Source organism: Pelovirga sp. C15f, from assembly GCF_057178085.1.
Genome location: NZ_JBXUCV010000004.1, coordinates 38,125 through 57,455 on the forward strand (window position 1 = coordinate 38,125; position 19,331 = coordinate 57,455).

Sequence of the window (19,331 nt, forward strand, 5' to 3'; positions counted from 1 at the left end):
TCACTCCCGTTCGCGCCGGATGCGGGCACCCAGCGTTGCCAGTTTTTTTTCAATCCCTTCATAACCCCGGTCAAGATGATAAATCCTCGAAACTTCTGTGGTATTTTCAGCAGCCAGCCCGGCCAGGATCAGCGAAGCGCTGGCGCGCAGATCCGTCGCCATAACCGGTGCACCGTTTAACTGACGGACTCCCCGAATCATCGCACTGTTACCATCAATCTGAATATCCGCGCCCATCCGCTGCAATTCACACACATGCATGAAACGATTTTCAAAAACCGTCTCCGAGATCCGACTGCTGCCCTCTGTCAGGGTCATCAGGGCCATGAACTGGGCCTGCATATCGGTCGGGAAGCCAGGGAAAACACTGGTTCGGATATCTACCGACATCGGTCTCTCAGGTCCAATCACCTGCAGGGCGTCACCCACCTCAATGATACGGGCACCGGCTTGCTTCAGTTTACTGATCAGGGCTTCAAGGTCCTTGCGCACCGCCCCTTTTACCAGAACATCGCCGGCGGTAATGGCCGCGGCGACCATAAAGGTGCCGGCCTCAATCCGGTCGGGGATAACCCGGCAATGCAGCGGACCCAAACTATCAACCCCCTGGATATGGATAATAGCCGTACCGGCACCCTCAATCTTTGCACCCATGCTCATCAGAGCCTGCGCCAGCTGCACGACTTCCGGTTCACGGGCAGCATTTTCCAGCACCGTCTCCCCTTGTGCCAGAGCTGCCGCCATCAGCAGGTTCTCTGTTCCACCCACAGTCGGGATATCGAAGGAAATCCGTCCTCCGCGTAAACGTGGCGCGGTGGCCTCAACATAACCATGGTCAATGCGAATCGTCGCCCCGAGGGCTTCAAGACCTTTAAGGTGCAGATTAATCGGCCGGGCACCGATGGCACAACCGCCGGGGAGGCTGACCCGGGCGTGGCCAAAGCGTGCCAGCAGTGGACCCAGCACCAGCACCGAAGCACGCATGGTTTTGACCAGTTCATAGGAAGCCTGGATACTCTGAATCCGCTGACTGTCGATACGGCAGCAATGATCGTGCATGGTCACATCAGCGCCCAACTCACCCAGCAACTTGATCGCTGTGTTGATGTCGCGCAATTCCGGCACATTGGTGATTTCACTCACCCCATCGGTCAGTAAGGCTGCAAACAACAGCGGCAAGGCAGCATTTTTTGCGCCGCTGACCTCAACCTCGCCACGCAGGGGAACACCACCATTGATAACAATCTTGTCCACTAATCACCTGTTCCTTCGGCCGCCGACAACCCGCGGATTCTGACCGTAGTCGTGACGTAAAAACAACTCGCTCAGACCTGCCGCTTTAAACAGCTCGCTGACAGCATTGCCCTGATCGGCACCGATTTCCACCAGCAACCAACCGCCGGGGCTAAGACAGACATCCGCCTGAGCCACTAATTTGCGATAACAATCAAGTCCATCGGCACCACCTAGTAACGCCAATGACGGTTCATAATCCCGCACTTCAGGCATCAGTTCAAGCCATTGGGCGGTCGAAACATAGGGAGGATTGGAAACAATCAGCTCAAAATGCCGTTCCGGCAAGGCTGCCAGATCCCCTTCCAGCAGCTGTCCGCGCTCTGTCAACTGATGTGCAGCAAGGTTGCGCTGCGCAACCTTGAGAGCCGCCGGTGAAATATCCATACCAATTCCCTGCCAGCCGGGCAACTCCTTGAGCAGACTGATGAGAATCGCGCCACTGCCGGTGCCGACATCGAGCAAGGTACCATCAGTGTCACAACGTTTAAGCGCCTCTTCCACCAGTACCTCGGTGTCGGCGCGTGGCGCCAGCACCGCTGCCGTTACCTCAAATTGTAACGACCAGAATTCGCTCATGCCAAGCAGGTACTGCAGCGGCTCGCGCCGACCGCGGCGCTGAACCAGGGGACGGATGGTATCCAGTTCAAGGGCCGTAAGGGGTCGGTCATAATTCAGATAAAGACCGACTCGGTCAAGACCAAGCTGGTTGGCAAGGAGCAATTCGGCATCAAGGCGCGGGTTGTCGATCCCCTTGTCACTAAAGTACCCGGTCATCCAGCGCAACAGCTTCAGCAGTGTCCAGCTTTCGCTCAATCCCTACGACTCCTGCTGACTCATCAACCGGGTTTGATGATCGGTAATCAGAGCCTCGATAATATCGTCCACATCTCCCTGCATGATCGCGTCAAGCTTGTACAACGTCAGGCCGATACGGTGATCGGTACAGCGCCCCTGGGGGAAATTGTAGGTCCGTATCCGCTCACTGCGATCACCGCTGCCGACCTGGCTTTTGCGATCAGCGGCAACTTCGGCCTGTTGCCGGCGCTGCATCTGCTCATAAATGCGCGATTGCAGCAACTTGAGCGCCTGCGCCTTGTTTTTATGCTGGGACTTTCCCTCCTGGCAGGCAACAACCACGCCGGTAGGAATATGGGTCAGACGTACTGCCGACTCGGTTTTATTGACGTGCTGGCCACCGGCCCCGGATGAACGGTACAAGTCGACGCGCAAATCTGCGGGATTGATCTGGATATCGACATCTTCAACCTCCGGCAGCACCGCTACGGTACAGGCTGACGTATGGATTCTTCCTTGCGTTTCCGTGTCCGGAACACGTTGCACCCGATGGGTACCGCTCTCAAACTTCAGGCGTGAATAGACCCGCTCACCGCTGATCTGCGCGATCACCTCTTTAAAACCCCCACCGTCGGTCTCCGACAGACTCATCAGCTCGACCTTCCAGCGGTTACGTTCGGCATAACGACTGTACATACGGAACAGATCGGCGGCAAAAAGAGCGGCTTCGTCACCACCGGTACCGGCACGAATTTCAAGAATGATGTTTTTTTCGTCGTTGGGATCTTTGGGCAACAGCAGTAGCCGTAACTCGTCTTCGAGCAGTTCCTGTTGCTGTTCCAATTGCTCCAGTTCAGCCTCGGCCAGCGCCTTCATCTCCGGATCGCTGTCACCAAGCAGCTCCCGGTTTCCGGCGATATCGGAACAAACCTGTTGATAGCGCTTGTAGACCGCGACCACCTCGCTTAGATCAGCGTGTTCTTTGCTCAGTTGACGATAACGCTTCTGATCGGCAATGATCCTGGGCTCGGAGAGAAGCCCTTCGACCTCACGAAAACGATCAGCAACATCTTCCAGATTGGCAAACATAGGATACTTTCACACCGCCGATAAAGGTGAAGACGCTACCGGCAGATTATCCGGCAGCACCATAAAAAAAAGCGGCCCCTTGAACCGGGCCGCTTTTTTCAGATCTTACCCGATTACTTCTGGGCGTACTTTTTGCGGAAGCGTTCAATCCGGCCGGCGGTATCAATCAGCTTCTGTTTGCCCGTATAGAACGGGTGGCAGGCCGAACAGATTTCCGTATGGATTTCCTTGCACAAGGTTGAGCGGGTTTCAAAGGTGTTACCGCAGTCACAGCGTACCGGGCTCACGTCATATTTAGGATGGATTCCTTCTTTCATCTTTTTTCTCCTTGTCAGCCTGGCTTGGGTACAGGCCGGTTAAAATGTCACGAACAATTAGCCTGAATAACATTTTTACAGCATGTGAGCAAGATCTTTCTCAACCATTTTTCTCAACCGGTGACGCCGCCGAACAGAATTCTGTTCACTGCGCCTGAAACCGGACAATATGACCTGCCTGAACAGCCCCTCAGCATTTCAGAAGTGGTTTTTTTTCAGTCTTTTTTCTATCGCTAAACCGCGCAATAGCGTTGCGGGCAACAGGAATGGACCAGATGAAATACGGTCGGATCAGGGTTAATCCTGCGGCACGGGTAACGGATCTGCCAGGCGGTGATAGACATGCACCATCCAGATGGTCGCAAATACCGGCGCGATCAGATTGATCACCGGTATCAAGCTCAGACAGGTGATAATCAAGCCGCCGCTATGGACAGTTGTTGAATGCTTTTTGCCCAGCTGATGGGCGGCAGGTTTGCCGAGATGATACCCGGCTGCGGATTCAAAAAATTCCCTGCCCAACAGGTAACTATTCAACATGATGGATAGCAGCGGACCGATGCCCAGAAGATAGGTCGGCAGAATCAACAGGTTAAGCAGCAAGGCGCGCAGCGTGAAAAGAAGATCGTGGACAACGTCAGGCCACAGTTTCGGTTCCGTCTTTCGCCTGCTGTGCGGATAGCTGCGCTGCTCGACCCGATGAATAATTTTTTCCTGAAAGACACCACCAATAAGAACTATCAAGACGGGCAACATAAACCACCCGCCGACTCCGCTGAGAAGCCCCGCCATGACATTTACCGTGGTATCGAGCCAAGCGTATTTCAGGGTAATAAAGGTTGCGGTCAGCCAGGTCACCGCAATTCCTGCGGCAACAACCACGGCCAGGGCCAGAAAGGCACAGGCGATAAGAAGAAGAAAAAGCTGGGCATCGAAAAGCGACCGCAATGTCTTTACAACAGGAAACATCATGTCTTCCTAAAGCCCGAACGGCCCCGACCTGCTATTGATTCATCGAATCAAGAAATTCCTGGTTGGTTTTGGTTTCCGCCATTTTCTCGAGCAGGAACTCCATGCTGTCAACGGTATTCATCGATGTGAGCACCTTGCGCAACAGCCAGATACGCTGGAGGTGGGTCTCATCCACCAGCAGCTCTTCGCGACGGGTGCCGGAACGGTTGATGTCCATGGCCGGGAAGGTCCGTTTGTCGGCCAGGCGCCGATCAAGATGTAGCTCCATGTTGCCGGTGCCCTTGAACTCTTCAAAGATAACCTCATCCATCTTGCTACCGGTATCGATCAGGGCGGTAGCAATAATGGTCAGGCTCCCACCCTCTTCAATGTTACGCGCGGCACCGAAGAACCGTTTCGGTTTATGCAGGGCATGAGCGTCCACCCCGCCGGAGAGGATTTTGCCACTCGAGGGGACGATGGTATTGTAGGCGCGCGCCAGCCGGGTAATGGAGTCGAGCAGAATCACCACATCGCGCTGGTGCTCGACCAGACGCTTGGCTTTTTCAATCACCATCTCAGCAACCTGCACGTGACGGGTAGCGGGCTCGTCAAAGGTGGACGAAATAACTTCGCCATTGACACTGCGCTGCATGTCGGTGACCTCTTCCGGGCGCTCATCAATCAGCAGAACAATCAGGTACACCTCAGGGTGATTCTGGGCGATGGAGTTGGCAATATTCTGTAACAGCACGGTTTTACCCGTGCGCGGAGGAGCGACAATCAGGCCACGCTGCCCTTTGCCAATGGGCGCGAGCATGTCCATGATGCGGGTAGCCTGATTATCGGAGGAAGTTTCCAGGGTCAGGCGCTGTTCTGGATAGAGGGGAGTGAGGTTATCGAAGAAGGTCTTGTCCCGCATCTTGACCGGATTCTCAAAGTTCACCTCAGAAACCTTGAGCAGGGCAAAGTAGCGTTCACCTTCCTTGGGCGGGCGAATCTGACCGGCTACCGTATCACCTGTGCGCAATGCAAAGCGACGAATCTGCGACGGTGAAATATAGATATCGTCCGGCCCGGGCAGATAATTGGCATCCGGCGCCCGTAAAAAACCGAAACCGTCGGGCAGTATTTCCAGGACACCTTCACCAAAGATGGCATTTTTCTGGGCCGCTGTTGCCTTAAGGATATTAAAAATAAGATCCTGGCGACGCATACCACCGATTTCTTCAAGGCCGAGTTCCTTGCCCAGAGCAATCAGATCAGCAATTTTTGTTTGTTTCAGGTCTTTCAGATTCATAGAAGGTTCTCCGGAATTGACCGACAGGACAGCCACCGCCAACCGAACCGCCGTGTCCGAAGACAACGAACAGAAGGCCGCTCGGTTCAAGCTGTGAAGATAGGCTTATTAATTAATCAGTGTGTAATCAGGGCTCTTTTAGTCCAGGTTTATTCTGTCGATGGTTGGTCTGTTCATATCAGGCGTATATTGACAACATATAATAAGCACAACAGTATTTTTTGTAAGGAAGATAAAGCGGGCAGGCATCAAAGTTTTCGCGCTTTTTGTGCTTTTACCCGCTTTATCGTCTCATGTCAACCAGGAAAGATACTATTCTTGCGACAACCGGTCAGGTTTTTTCGAAAAAACCTAACGCAGCGAGTCCAGCAGCCCCGGGCTGATGGCACCAGCGATAGTTGAAAACAGTTCGCGGTACATGCGCGACGGCTCCGCGGTATCAGGCTCCTCGCCATCGCTAATGATGCGCTCGACACCGGCAACACTGATGTTCTTGACATGGACCTGGTTGGTACGATTGAAGTGTGCCTCATCGAAGTCGGGATATTGCAGATTGACTGCCATATAGCTATCCGCACCGGTTAATTCCCAGAGAATCCGGCCGTCACGATCGACGACTTTAGCGGTTGCCTGAATGCTGCTGTAGCTCGTACGCAAACTCTCCAGTTTGGTGCGCGAACGCCGGTTTTCCTCGATCTGTTCACCGGAAAAGACCACAACCAGCAGGGCATCAACAACATTCTGGCGGGCCAGCGCAGATACCGTCGCCGGGTCAAATTGATATCCCAAGGGATGCCCGCTGTCATCATAGGTACCGCCACCGGCCAACAGGGAGAGGGCGGTCATGTCAGCATTGATATCAAGGGGGCGCACATCAAAGTAGCCTTTTTTTTCCCGCAATTGTTCAGTCAGATGATAGTGCTTGTTCCGGGCCGAGGTTTTAAGCAGATTGTAAACTTCGGCACTGTGGGGATAATTCATCGGTCTGTTGTCGACCAGAATCGGCACAACTCCCAGAACCTGCACGCGGGATTGATATTCGCGCTTGGGAATATTATAGACGCCGCTACTGCAACCACCAAGAAACACCAGGATAAATAGTGCAAAAAATACTCTTTTCATTTCATTCTCCGTTGATGAAAGTTTAAATGTTACTATTCAGCTCCATCCATGCCGCCGGGTCGGGGGGGGGGGGGACCTGCGTCAAGGGCAAGAATATCCTCATTCAGCCAAAAAACAAATGCCAATCACAGAGACAGTGAACGATTTTCCCTTCCGATCGCGGCAATGGAAAAATTCCCACACCCCCAGCTGAGGATCTCTGCCGCTGCCGTGTCCGCCAGTTCCGGTGGTGGCGACTGGCCCAGAAAATCAAGGGCGAGCCACAGCATGCGCGCCCCGTTAGCGGCCGTAATCAGGGGATAATCACCGTCACGTTTACTGAGTTTCCGCCCGTCGGCACCAAGAACCAGCGGGTGATGAAAATAGGCTGGTGGCTGAGCCTCCAGACACCGATAGAGCCAGATCTGCCGTGGGGTTGAAAACAGCAGATCGGCGCCACGCACGACCTGCGAAACCCCGGCATCGATATCATCAATCACGACCGCCAGCTGATAGGCAAAAACACCATCGGCCCGATACAGAACGAAGTCGCCGACCTCACGCTCCAGGTTCTGGCGTTGCTCTCCCTGGATCCCGTCAATATAGCGGACATCTCCATCCTCAACGCGCAGGCGAACTGAGCGCTCACGCCGATTGCCACGGACTCCGCGCCTACAGGTCCCTGGATAGATCGGGCCTTCCTCACCGGGATGCGGGGCACTGGCGAGGATCTCGCGGCGACTGCAGCCGCATTCAAAAACCAGCTGCCGATGGCGCAGCTCCTTGAGGATCTCTCGATAACGATCAAACCGCGTGCTTTGATAAGAAATCTGACCATCCCACTCGAAACCAAGATCTTCCAGCAGCACCAGCAGCGCGGCAGCAGCTCCGGAAACAACCCGAGGCGGATCAAGGTCTTCGATCCGCACCAACCACCGGCCACCAGTCCGGCGAGCTTGCAGATAACTGGCAACTGCGGCCACCAGCGTGCCAAAATGGAGTGGCCCGGTAGGACTGGGAGCAAATCGACCGATGACAGGCACAGAAGAGTGGGTTAGAATCACAATAGTAAACTTCATTATTATGGTTAAGTTTCTTTACAGCAGCAACAGTAATCAGGTAATTATAGCAGCAGTACCTGGACAAAAAAACAAGCATACAGAATCCATGGGTCTTTTTTGGGGAGGATCATCGAGTGGTCATTACACGCGCAACTGAGTATGCCATCAGAACCATCATCTATCTGGCTCAACAGCCTCGCGACCAGGTGGTTCTGAAAAAGGACATCTGTCGCACCCAGGGGGTAACCCCTGCCTTTTTAACCAAAATCCTGCAACCGCTGATCAAAAGCGGTATTGTCAGTTCTCAGCGCGGTGTCGGCGGGGGTTTTCTGTTGGCGAAAGGTGCGGAACAGATCACCCTGCTCGATATTTTTCAGGCCCAGGAAGGAGACCTCAAGCTCAACCACTGCCTGGTTGATTCTGAGTTCTGTGCCCGTGATGCCTTTTGTGCCGCCCATGAAGTCTGGGAGGAGGCACAGCAGGAACTCTCCAAGGTGTTGTTGCGCCACAGTATCGCTGATATCGTCCGCCGTCAGGATGAAAAACTGAAAGCATTGAACAAGGTCTGATTTGTCACAAGGAATAATTGACAAGAAAAGAGGCAGTAGGCTAGAGTCCTTGAAACACTGAAGAGATGCACGTCTTTATCCCGAGTGGTGGAGGGAGTAGGCCCTGTGAAACCACGGCAACCGGGTTCGTAGCGAACCAAATGGTGCCAATTCCTGCCCGACCGGCCTCAAGCCGGGCGGGACAGATGGGGACGGCGCCTGACGATACGGAAGTAACCGCTATCAACAAAGGCCCTCCCATAACACGGAGGGCTTTTGTTGTTTCTGTCCCTGAAACCACTTTTTTCCGCGATCTCTGTGTCAATCTTCGCATCCGGTTGTGCGGCACCAGCGCCCAAGCTTCAGCTCAACGGCCTGATCTCCCTGACCCTGCGAACAACTTCTGGTTTTCGAATCAGAAATTTGCCTATTAACCTTCGGAGTTTTCGAAGACCAACGAACTACTAAAAGGGTTGATTCATTGGAACCGAGCGTCGGCCTGGTCACAACTAAATATTTAGACATCAAAACCGAGCTGCGCCTTGAGAGCGGACGTTTGCTTGGCCCTTTGACCATCGCTTATGAGACCTACGGCACCCTGAATCGCGACCGGTCGAATGTGATCCTGGCTACCCACGCCTGGACCGGTGACGCCCATGCCGCCGGCTACCATGCACCGGAGGATCGCAAACCGGGCTGGTGGGATAACATGATCGGCCCCGGCAAGGTGCTGGATACTGACCGTTATTTCGTTATCTGCAGCAACACCATCGGTTCCTGCAAAGGATCTACCGGCCCGACCAGCATCAACCCCCGCACCGGCAAACCCTATCGCCTTAAATTTCCGGTACTGATGGTACGCGACATGGTGCGTGCCCAGAAACTGCTCCTCGATCACCTCGGTATCGGCAGTTTAAAAACGGTTATCGGTGGCTCCATGGGTGCCATGCAGGCGGTCGAGTGGGCGATTATCTATCCTCACATGGTGCGCTCCATTGTTCCGATTGCCGGCACCGGCCGTACCTCTCCCATGGCAATCGCCCTGAATGCCCTGGCACGCCAGGCCATCTACAATGATCCCCTGTGGAAAAAGGGGAATTACCCGATCGAACACCCGCCCGGCGACGGTCTCGCCCTGGCACGGGCGGTGGGCCATATCTCGTTCCTGTCTGATGCGTCCATGTGGTTGAAGTTTGACCGGCGTTTTTCTGTGCGTGACGGGATGTTCGATTTTTTTGGTCAATTCGAGATCGAACGGTACCTTAACTATAACGGCGGTACCTTTGTCGACAAATTTGACACCAATTCTTTTCTCTACCTGGCAAAGGCCCTCGACCTGTACGATGTCACCTGGAATTTTGATTCACTCAGTGACGCGTTAAGCCATCTGAATTGTTCATCCCTATGGTTTGCATTTACTTCCGACTGGCTTTACCCCCCGCAACAGACCGAAGAAGTCGTGAACGAATTACGGCGCCAGCACAAAGCGGTCGAATACCACTGTATCCCGTCCGACTACGGTCATGATTCCTTTCTGGTGGAACCCGAAAAATTCATCCCCTTGCTGCAAGACTTTCTCGATCGGATCGAGTGACTAGCTTTTTTCATCAAACAGATCAAGTTGCCTGAATCTAAGTTCCTGCGACGCAAAGGGCCGCTGCCGGTAACGCGGACAGGTGAGCAACAGCATCGATTCCGGCTGTTTGCAGGTACGGATGCAGCTGTGACATAGCTTGTTGATCGGTTCTGACGGTTTTTTTCCCACATTGACTCCACAATCAACGGTTGTTGCAACCGCAAAAAGTCTCAATATAGATCGCTCATGCTAAAGTTTAGCCCGGTTAACCAAACCAATCAATCCTTGTACTACCCTGAATCAAAGTGCTAGATTAACTGGCCAATTACCTGTTTTTTTAAACATCCGGGATACATTTGAACATGCCAACAACGGCCCTGAACATTGTTCTGCTCGGCACAGGAACCAGCACCGGCATTCCGGTGGTTGGCTGTCGTTGTCGTGTCTGCCGCTCTTCTGATAGCCGTAACCGGCGCACGCGCTGTAGTGCCCTGCTCTCCTGCGGCGGCCATAATCTGCTCATCGATACGGCAACAGATCTGCGCCACCAGGCGTTACGTGAAAATATTGAACATATTGATGCTGTTCTTTATACCCACTGTCATGCCGACCATGTCCACGGCATTGACGATCTGCGCGGCTTCAACCAGCGGGGGAGCGCCCCGATCCCATTGTACGCCGCCCCTGAAACCCTGACCAGCCTGCGCAGAAATTTCAGTTACATCTTCGATCAGCGTCAGCCGTCAGGCTACGTCCCCAGGCTGACGCTCCACCCGATTGAAGGAGCCATGACCCTTTTTGGGCTGGAGGTTATCCCGGTCCCCCTGCACCACGGCGCGCAGGGAGCCACCGGCTATCGCTGCGGCCCTTTCGCTTACTTAACCGACTGTAACAGGATTCCCGCCAGCTCGCTGGCGCTGCTCGACGGACTGCAGCTGCTGGTCCTTGACGGTTTACGTTTCAAGCCTCACCCGACCCATTTTAACATCCCCGAAGCGGTTGCCATAGCCCAGGCGATTGGAGCAAAACAAACCCTGCTCACCCATCTGAGCCATGATGTTGACCATTTTAGTGCTGACGCCGGCTTACCTGCAGGCATCAACCTTGCGTATGATGGCCAGCGCTTTTCCTATGAAGTCCAGCTGCAGAGCAGCGACGAGATCTGTTATGAAAACTGAGTTACGCCTGCATGGGCACATCAATCAACAGGTGGAATTTTTTGCGACAGCTGCCGGCCACCGTTTATCTCACCATCACTTTTATGCCATGGAAGACGGCAGGGTACGCTTTTTTTCACCCGGTAATGAGCTGACCCTGACAGCGGAAAAGATAAGTCAGCGTGGGACAGGAGGGACCCTGTGCGGCTATATGTACGGCGACAAACTGCCACCGGCAGACCTGATCAAAGACGGCGTCGTGAATCGCCTGACCCTGCTGGGTGCGACCGGTGATCGTCACGGCCAGCTGCAATGGCGGGACCATCATCAGGCCGTGCTTGATTATGATCAGGTGTTCAGTCAGGGGCACGCCATCCACAACTACTTCTTCTTCATTCACGGGCTTTCCGGCGCCAGTATCCAGACACGTCAGGAATCACTCCTGAGATTGCTCGGCAAAAACCTCAAACGTCTGCCGGAACCGGCACACGCAGATGATTCCAGGCTGGCAACCAGCATTCTCTCCCAATTGCCGAGCGACTGTACCCTGTATCTGGTGCGCCTGACCCATACCCGTCATCTTCACTTTCAGCAGGAGCTGCGCAATCTTTATTATCCTGATCGCAAGATGACAGATATCCGCCTCAAAGCTCTGGAGGAACTGGCCAAGCACCTGGATATTTCAGCCTTACAACAGGATCGCATCCGTCTTGATGTTATCTATCGTCACCGCGACAACTATCGGGTCGCAGACAGCTACCGCAAACTTCTCTTAACCTGTGCTGCGCAACGCCGGCTGACTTCCGCCCAACAACAACAGATCAGCCGGATAAAAACCATCGCCCTGCGGCAGCAGATTCCGGAAATCCTCCTGCAGACCCTTGATCAGAACTATCTGGCCGGGCTTGATCCCTGGACCCAGGCAACCGAACATATCACCACTGCGCGCAATCTGCTTGATCAGCTGGCGACCGGGCAAGAACTCAGCAATGGGCAGGTGGCGGAACTTCTTGGCGCCCGGCAGCAGGCACGCAAACATTACGATATTCGTTTTAACAGAATGATCGAGGAGCTTAAGGCCCGACTGAATGATCCACAAGATATCAGTAACAGCAGCAGAACCCGACAGCAGTTCGACAACATCTGCCTTCTGTTTGATGCCATCGATATCACCACGACCGCCATCAACCGGATTGTTTTTCTTGACAACCACCTGCCTGCAGAAACGGTCATTCATCGGTTGCTTGCCAGTTATCAGGAATTCAACCGGATCAGCACCGATCTATTTGAACGACTGTTTTTCACTGATTTACATAAAACCTGTTATATCGGCAATTTTGGTCGTCGCAAACTGGCCCATCTGAAGCAAGGGCTCTCTGCCGTTACCGCCGGGCATTTACGGGCAGACGAACTTTACGAAGAGTTACATTTTATTACCGGAGAAGAACAACATTTTCGCAATACTCTCACGGCAGCTAAAGCCTGGCTGAAAACAAAAAACACCAATATTCTGAACAAAAGCATTCAGGATGACCTTTATGAGGCCCTCAACCATGAACTCGGTTCGAGCAACATGTTCAATCAGCGATTGAATCGCCAAATGTTTGAGAAGGTCCTGCAAGATCTGTATATGGAATATCTTTATCTGCATGAGTTTCTCCCGGAAATCATCCACAATGGCAACCGGGTTTTAAGAGAAGATTTTTTCAGTAACAGCGGACTGGATTATTTTCAGATCGAGGAGATCGAACTGGACTACGCCCACGCCAACAACCTCGATCCGGATCTACTCCAACGGCTGCAATGCAGCTTTTGACCAACGACAGGTGACATATGAGACTGCAGCTTGAACATATTCGTAATTTTGGCATTATCTCTCATATTGATGCCGGCAAAACCACGGTTTCCGAACGCATTCTGTTCTATACCGGCGAAATTCACAAGATGGGCGAAGTCCACGACGGGATGGCCGTCATGGACTGGATGGAGCAGGAACAACAGCGCGGCATCACCATCACCGCCACCGCCACCCGCTGTCAGTGGAACGACTATACCTTTAATATCATCGACACCCCCGGACATATCGATTTCACCATCGAGGTAGAGCGCTCCCTGCGCGCCCTTGATGGTGCCGTTGCCATCTTCAGTGCGGTTGAAGGAGTACAACCGCAGAGTGAGTCGGTGTGGCGTCAGGCCGACCGTTATCAGGTGCCGCGCATCTGCCTGATCAACAAGATGGATCGTATCGGGGCCGATCATGAGCAGGTGATTGAAGCCCTGCAGACCAAGCTCCATGCTCGCCCGGTCCTGCTGCAACTGCCCATCGGCAGTGAAGAACATTTCATCGGGGTAATCGATCTGATCCTGCAACAGGCGATTTATTTCGATGTTGACGATCTCGGTCAGACCCTCGAATATCATGACATTCCAGCTGAGATGATGGACGCTGTCCGCCGACACCGTGAACTGCTGCTGGAAACCGCGGCGGACTTTGATGATGCAATCCTCGCCGATGTCCTTGAGGGTAAATCGATTGCGTCGGAGCGCCTTTTGGCCGCCTTGCGCACCGGAGTTCTTACCTGCCGGATTTTTCCGGTACTGTTGGGGTCAGCCCTGCGCAACAAGGGCATTCAGCCGCTCCTCGATATGATCTGCGCGCTGCTGCCCTCCCCCCTCGATGCCCCCCCGGCACCGGCAAGACAACTGGAGGATGGTGCTAGGATATCGGTTACAACTTCTGTGGACGGCCCGGTTTGTGCCCTGGCTTTCAAGGTTCTGGCCGATGAGGGTCGCAAGCTGACCTACCTGCGGATATACGCCGGTCAGATCAAACCAGGGGATGTGTTGCACAACAGCCGCACCGGCAGTGATGAAAAAATCGCCCGTCTGTTTCGCATGCATGCCCACAAACGTGAACGGATTGATGAGGCCGGCGCCGGTGACATTGTCACCGCCACCGGGTTAAAGCAGGTCCTGACCGGCGACACCTTGAGTTCACCGGGAAACCCGTTACAGCTGGCCGGCCTCAGCTATCCGGAGCCGGTTGTCTCCCTGGCGGTTGAACCAAAGACCGTTGATGACCGCGACAAGCTTCCCCTGGCCCTGGAGAAACTCCAATGGGAAGACCCCACCTTCAAAGTCAAGGAAGATCCGGAAACCGGACAGACCCTGCTGACCGGCATGGGTGAACTCCATCTGGAGGTAGTGGTACAGCGCCTCAAAACCGATTTCGGCGTCGACACCCAGACCGGCCGGCCGCAGGTCGTCTACCGTGAAACTATTCGTTGTGCCTGCCAGCACCATGAACTGTTTGAACGTGAAATCGATGGCAAAACCCACTACGGCGAAGTCACCCTCCGCCTCAACCCGCAGCCGCGTAAACAGGGGCTTCACATCGATGTTCCGGCAGAAGTCCTTGCTCCCTGGCCATCCGAGATCGCACAACGGATCAAAGAGCAACTCCATCAAGCCTGTCAATCCGGTCCGGCCGCGGGCTACCCCCTGACCGATCTGGTCTTGACCCTGACCGCCGCCCCCTATGACAGCCACCGGGTGACTGATCTCGGCATTGCAACGGCAATTTCGCGGGCAGTGAACCAGGCCTTACGGGATAGCTCGCCGACCCTGCTCGAACCGGTCATGGCGCTGGAACTGACGGCACCCTCCGACTATACCGGAAGGGTCATGGGCAGCCTCAATCAGAAGCGTGGTCAGATTGAGGGCATCACCTCCCTTCCCGGCCAGGACGTCATCCGTGCCAGCGTACCTCTGCTGGAAATGTTCGGCTACATGACTGAGCTACGCAGCGCCACCAAAGGCCAGGGGAGTTTCACCATGGAGTTTTCCCACTTCGAGCAGGCCCCGGCGGAGATTCTGAAAAAGTTCGGGATAAAATAACCTGCCTCCCCTACCCCTCCGGATGGTCTTGACGGTACAATGAATCGTCACCTCAACCCAGATTCGAGAGGGAAAAATGGACTCCGTACAATCCTCAACGCCATCCCAAGCCGGCTGGAACTTTGATAACAGCTACCTTGAGCTGCCTGATATTTTCTACCGGAAACTGGCACCGGTAGCAGTACGGGCACCGCAACTGGTTGTATTTAATCACGCTCTGGCAGAGCAACTCGGCCTTAGGTCGCACGACCTGAATACGTCCCGGGGCGCTGAAATTTTTGCAGGGAATCTATTGCCTCCGGGCGCGGTCCCCCTTGCCCAGGCCTATGCCGGACATCAGTTTGGCGGGTTCACCATGCTTGGTGACGGGCGCGCCATTCTCCTGGGCGAGCAGATCACTCCCGCCGGTGAACGCGTCGATATCCAGCTCAAGGGCTCCGGTCAAACGCCTTTTTCCCGCCGCGGCGACGGACGGGCCGCGCTGAGCCCCATGCTGCGCGAATATCTGATCAGCGAAGCCATGCATGCCCTCGGTATTCCGACCAGCCGTAGTTTAGCGGTGGTTACAACCGGGGAGTCAGTGCGGCGGGAAACCCTGCTGCCGGGTGCCATTCTGACCAGGGTCGCGGCTAGCCATCTGCGCGTTGGAACCTTTGAGTACGCTGTCTGGCGTGGCACCTCCGCAGATGTAAAAATTCTTGCCGATTACGCCATTCAGCGCCACTATCCCGATGTAGCCCGGCAGGGCAATCCCTACTCCGCCCTGCTGGAGGCGGTCATCGACCGCCAGGCTGATCTGGTCGCCCAATGGCTGCTGATCGGTTTTATTCACGGGGTGATGAACACCGACAACGTTTCCATTTCCGGAGAAACCATCGATTACGGCCCCTGCGCCTTCATGGATGGCTACAACCCCGCTACCGTCTTCAGTTCCATTGATCATCAGGGGCGCTACGCCTATGCCAACCAGCCCCCCATCGCTAAATGGAACCTGACCCGCTTCGCCGAAGCCCTGTTGCCCTTATTGGCTGAGCGGCAGGAAACCGCGATCGCCTTGGCTCAAGAGGCTCTGGATCAATTTGAAGATAAGTTTCGCCGGGCCTGGCTAAAAGGGATGCGGGCAAAGCTGGGGTTGATGGATGAACAGGAACAGGATCGGGCCCTGATCGATGATCTGCTGACTATAATGCAGCGTTTACGGGCCGACTACACCAACAGCTTCCGCGCCCTGGCCGCTGAGCAATTAACGGACAGTGAACTGCATCGCGATGCAGCTTTTCAGCTGTGGCACAACCGTTGGCTAGCACGGTTAGAGCAACAGAGAAAACCGTTCAGCGCAGTTAAAAAAAACATGGATCGCCACAATCCGGCGGTCATTCCACGCAACCATCGGGTGGAAGAAGCGCTGTCAGCAGCGCAAATGGATGGCAACCTGCAACCTTTTCAAAACCTGCTGCGCGTCCTTACAACCCCCTATGCCGATCCGGCTGACGCTGACCGCCAATACCGCGAACCAGCGCCTGCGTCACAACGGGTCTATCAAACCTTCTGTGGAACCTGATACCGGGGCCTTTTAATTAACACAACATTCAACCCGTAACCGCACGCAGGTAAAAACGCTGAGAAAAACCTTGCAATGCGCCGCAACGATGCCAAGATCCCATGATGAAACCACCAACATTTATCGCAGAACATCCCCAGCTGGCCCTTTTTGCCCTGCTTGCCACAGCCACCTCCGGTTTTGGCCAGACGTTTTTCATCTCGGTGTTCGGTCAATTTATTCGTGAAGAATTTGTCTTGAGCAACAGCGCTTACGGTTTCAGTTACGGCGGCGCGACTCTGGTTTCAGCTCTGCTGCTGCTCAAATTTGGCGAACTGGTAGACACCAGACCTCTCCCGCAATTGACGCTTGCGGCATTGCTGATTCTGGTTAGCGGCTGTCTGACAATTGGCTTGGCACCCAACTGGCTACTGTTGATTCCCGGTTTCCTGCTGATCCGTTTTGGCGGTCAGGGGCTCTTGTCCCACCTCGGTGTCACCGTGGCAGGGCGCTATTTTCACCAGCAGCGCGGGCGCGTCATGGCCCTCACCGTTGCCGGCTTTCCATTAGCAGAATCGACCTTGCCCCTGGCTGCCGGACTCTTGCTGGCGCTTGGCAACTGGCGCCTGCCGTGGTTTGTTGCTGTTGCTTTTCTGCTCCTGATAGCACTGCCGCTGCTGCTGACACTGGCTCGCTACGCACCACCTCCCGACGATACCAGGGGGCAGACCACAACCAGCTCTGCGCAAAACAGCCTGACCCGCAACCAGGTGCTGCATGACCCCGGCTTTTATCTGCTGCTCCCCGCTGCCCTGGCGACCCCCTTCACCATCACCGCGGTCCTCTTTCACCAGGCCGCGATCATCGGTCTGCGCGGCTGGCCGCTGGAAAAAGTCGGCATCGCCTTTACCGGTTTTGCCCTCGGCCATCTGTTCAGCCTGCTGGCTGCCGGACCACTGATCGATCGTTTCGGTGCCCAGCGGGCCCTGCCCCTGGCCCTGTTGCCCCTCGTGGCCGGACTACTGGTTCTGGCGACCATCCCCGGAGACTGGGCTCTCTACCTCTACCTGCTGTTGACGGGCGGCAGTCTCGGCGGCAGCGGTGCTGCCGGTGGTGCCCTGTGGCCGGAACGCTACGGCACCCGGCACCTGGGCGCCATCCGCGCCGTCGCCCAGGCGGTCATGGTCGTGTCAACCGCCCTGGCACCCGTGCTGATCGGGCTGGTTCTTGATCACACTGACTCAGCGCCCCTGATCGGCCTGCTGTTGGCGGCGCTGGTTGTCACGGCAATCCTGCTGACGCTCAGAGTCCGCCCGCCACGCGCGATAACGGTATGATTTCCGAATCATCTATTTCAGATATGCTTGCCTGTACCCCCGCAACAAGTTAACATCCGATTTGACCAAGGGGGGGAGCATGAACACACAAAGCCACAACCATAACCGCAACCACCGGCTGAAACTGAAGCTGATGGGTTGCGGTTTTTTTCTTTAATGCCGGGAGTGTGACTTTTATTCACACTCGAGTGAAGTGGGGTGTTTAAGGCGAAGAAAAAAAAGGTGCCAGACGACTCCGTAGCCCGGTACCCCCCGCACCAGCGGGGATGAAACGATTCCCGACATTAACTGCCGGTCAATGTGGTCAGGGTACTGGCGACGTCCCTGTCACTAAATGCCATCAAAGTTAGCCGCTCCGCGCGGAGCGCAGACCGGCATCGAAACAAAAGACAACCACGCCAATCCAAATCAAAAGAAACGTGACTGCGCTGTGGAGATTAAAAGGTTCCTGATAAACAAAGACCCCAAGTACAAAAGCAATCGTCGGGGCCAGGTACTGCATTATCCCAACGGTAGAGAGCTTGAGTGTCTTCATTGCCATGGCAAACCATAAGAGGGGTAGGCTCGTGGCGATCCCTGAACCAATGAGCCAGAAAGTTATTCCAGATTGTTGTCCGAAGACGCTCTCATGGAAGTATTGATGATAAAATATGTAGCCAAGGGCCGGCAAGAACAGCAGACTGGTTTCTACCAGCAAACCGGGGATCGGAGCGACCATGATTTTTTTACGGGCATATCCGTAGAAAGCAAAGCTGAACGCCAGGGCCAGCGCGAACAAGGGTGGGCTACCATAAGTTGACAGTGAATACAAAACCCCCGCCATGGCAAAAAAAAGAGCCGCTGTCTGTAATCGGGAAAACCTTTCCTTGAGCAACAGGAAGCCGATAGCGACATTGAACATGGGGCTGATGTAATAGCCGAGACTGGTCTCGACAACATGGTTGCTGTTTACCGCCCAGATGTATATAAACCAGTTGGCCCCAATCAACAAACTGCTGCAGCAGAGTTTTTTCAGGTTGTCCCGATCCCGTATGATGCCTTTGACCTCGGGCCAGCGTTGCTGCCAGGAGATAATGATGCTCAGGAAGATACATGACCAGACAATCCGGTGACAGAGAACCTCAAAAGGGGCAAGCGGCTGTAACTGCTTCCAATATGCAGGTAGTAATCCCCAGGCGAGAAAAGCTGCAAGGCCGAATAGTACACCTGAAAGTTGTTGATTCATTTTTAGAAGCCCGTCGCCGCCCATAAGGAAAATGAAGTGTCTGCTTAAATTAAATACCAGTTGATAATCGGCTGAGTCGGCACAAGCACTCTATCAGAAATTCAAGCGGCTCAGGCTCGTAAATTAAAATTAGTGGCGGCG

At 54.5% G+C, this 19,331-nt stretch carries 17 protein-coding genes and 1 riboswitch; of the genes, 7 read left to right on the top strand and 10 right to left on the bottom strand.

Annotation, left to right across the window (positions count from 1 at the left end):
- The 8 genes from murA to gluQRS all read right to left on the bottom strand — a co-directional run bounded on the left by murA (position 1) and on the right by gluQRS (position 7,928).
- A complete protein-coding gene (gene murA, locus AC1931_RS10685) occupies positions 1-1,254 on the bottom strand; it encodes a UDP-N-acetylglucosamine 1-carboxyvinyltransferase (RefSeq protein ID WP_483877250.1) in 1,254 nt (417 codons plus the stop codon).
- A 3-nt stretch (positions 1,255-1,257) separates the two neighbouring features.
- Positions 1,258-2,109: a peptide chain release factor N(5)-glutamine methyltransferase gene (prmC, locus tag AC1931_RS10690; protein WP_483877251.1), complete on the bottom strand. Its 852-nt coding sequence runs from the start codon at positions 2,107-2,109 to the stop codon at positions 1,258-1,260.
- Between the two features lie 3 nt (positions 2,110-2,112).
- Complete coding sequence (gene prfA, locus AC1931_RS10695) at positions 2,113-3,180, bottom strand: peptide chain release factor 1 (protein WP_483877252.1); 1,068 nt, start codon at positions 3,178-3,180, stop codon at positions 2,113-2,115.
- A gap of 113 nt (positions 3,181-3,293) precedes the next feature.
- Positions 3,294-3,497, bottom strand: coding sequence for a 50S ribosomal protein L31 (gene rpmE, locus AC1931_RS10700; RefSeq protein WP_483877253.1), 204 nt, complete (start codon positions 3,495-3,497; stop codon positions 3,294-3,296).
- Positions 3,498-3,794: 297 nt separating this feature from the next.
- Positions 3,795-4,469: an EI24 domain-containing protein gene (locus tag AC1931_RS10705; protein ID WP_483877254.1), complete on the bottom strand. Its 675-nt coding sequence runs from the start codon at positions 4,467-4,469 to the stop codon at positions 3,795-3,797.
- A gap of 31 nt (positions 4,470-4,500) precedes the next feature.
- Positions 4,501-5,748, bottom strand: a complete 1,248-nt coding sequence (gene rho / locus AC1931_RS10710; RefSeq protein WP_483877255.1) for a transcription termination factor Rho — start codon at positions 5,746-5,748, stop codon at positions 4,501-4,503.
- Positions 5,749-6,099: 351 nt separating this feature from the next.
- On the bottom strand, positions 6,100-6,870 hold the full coding sequence (locus tag AC1931_RS10715) for a hypothetical protein (protein ID WP_483877256.1): 771 nt from the start codon (positions 6,868-6,870) through the stop codon (positions 6,100-6,102).
- 125 nt (positions 6,871-6,995) lie between these two features.
- Complete coding sequence (gluQRS, locus tag AC1931_RS10720) at positions 6,996-7,928, bottom strand: tRNA glutamyl-Q(34) synthetase GluQRS (RefSeq protein ID WP_483877257.1); 933 nt, start codon at positions 7,926-7,928, stop codon at positions 6,996-6,998.
- 116 nt (positions 7,929-8,044) lie between these two features.
- Between gluQRS and AC1931_RS10725 the strand changes: the two genes are divergently transcribed.
- Together AC1931_RS10725 and metX are read left to right on the top strand one after the other, a co-directional pair.
- Positions 8,045-8,479 (top strand): RrF2 family transcriptional regulator, encoded by a 435-nt coding sequence (locus AC1931_RS10725; RefSeq protein WP_483877258.1) that lies wholly within the window; start codon positions 8,045-8,047, stop codon positions 8,477-8,479.
- 72 nt (positions 8,480-8,551) lie between these two features.
- Positions 8,552-8,671, top strand: a riboswitch (SAM riboswitch).
- 268 nt (positions 8,672-8,939) lie between these two features.
- Positions 8,940-10,052 (top strand): homoserine O-acetyltransferase MetX, encoded by a 1,113-nt coding sequence (metX, locus tag AC1931_RS10730; RefSeq protein ID WP_483877259.1) that lies wholly within the window; start codon positions 8,940-8,942, stop codon positions 10,050-10,052.
- On the opposite strand, the gene AC1931_RS10735 is transcribed toward metX, so the two are convergent.
- A complete protein-coding gene (locus AC1931_RS10735) occupies positions 10,053-10,223 on the bottom strand; it encodes a hypothetical protein (protein WP_483877260.1) in 171 nt (56 codons plus the stop codon).
- Between the two features lie 173 nt (positions 10,224-10,396).
- Between AC1931_RS10735 and AC1931_RS10740 the strand changes: the two genes are divergently transcribed.
- The 5 genes from AC1931_RS10740 (at position 10,397) to AC1931_RS10760 (ending at position 17,965) form a co-directional block, all read left to right on the top strand.
- Positions 10,397-11,212: a GPMC system MBL fold metallohydrolase gene (locus AC1931_RS10740; RefSeq protein ID WP_483877261.1), complete on the top strand. Its 816-nt coding sequence runs from the start codon at positions 10,397-10,399 to the stop codon at positions 11,210-11,212.
- Positions 11,202-13,007, top strand: a complete 1,806-nt coding sequence (locus AC1931_RS10745) for a TIGR04442 family protein (protein WP_483877262.1) — start codon at positions 11,202-11,204, stop codon at positions 13,005-13,007. Before AC1931_RS10740 ends, AC1931_RS10745 begins: the two co-directional genes overlap by 11 nt.
- Before the next feature lie 17 nt (positions 13,008-13,024).
- Entirely contained in the window at positions 13,025-15,088 is a 2,064-nt protein-coding gene (gene fusA / locus AC1931_RS10750) for an elongation factor G (RefSeq protein WP_483877263.1), read from the top strand.
- 76 nt (positions 15,089-15,164) lie between these two features.
- The gene (locus AC1931_RS10755) at positions 15,165-16,649 is read left to right on the top strand and encodes a protein adenylyltransferase SelO (RefSeq protein ID WP_483877264.1); all 1,485 of its coding nucleotides are present in this window, start codon (positions 15,165-15,167) and stop codon (positions 16,647-16,649) included.
- 101 nt (positions 16,650-16,750) lie between these two features.
- Positions 16,751-17,965 carry an MFS transporter gene (locus AC1931_RS10760; RefSeq protein WP_483877265.1) on the top strand — a complete coding sequence of 405 codons (1,215 nt, stop codon included), beginning with the start codon at positions 16,751-16,753 and terminating at the stop codon, positions 17,963-17,965.
- A gap of 346 nt (positions 17,966-18,311) precedes the next feature.
- On the opposite strand, the gene rarD is transcribed toward AC1931_RS10760, so the two are convergent.
- Complete coding sequence (gene rarD / locus AC1931_RS10765; protein ID WP_483877266.1) at positions 18,312-19,190, bottom strand: EamA family transporter RarD; 879 nt, start codon at positions 19,188-19,190, stop codon at positions 18,312-18,314.
- Positions 19,191-19,331 lie beyond the last annotated feature (141 nt).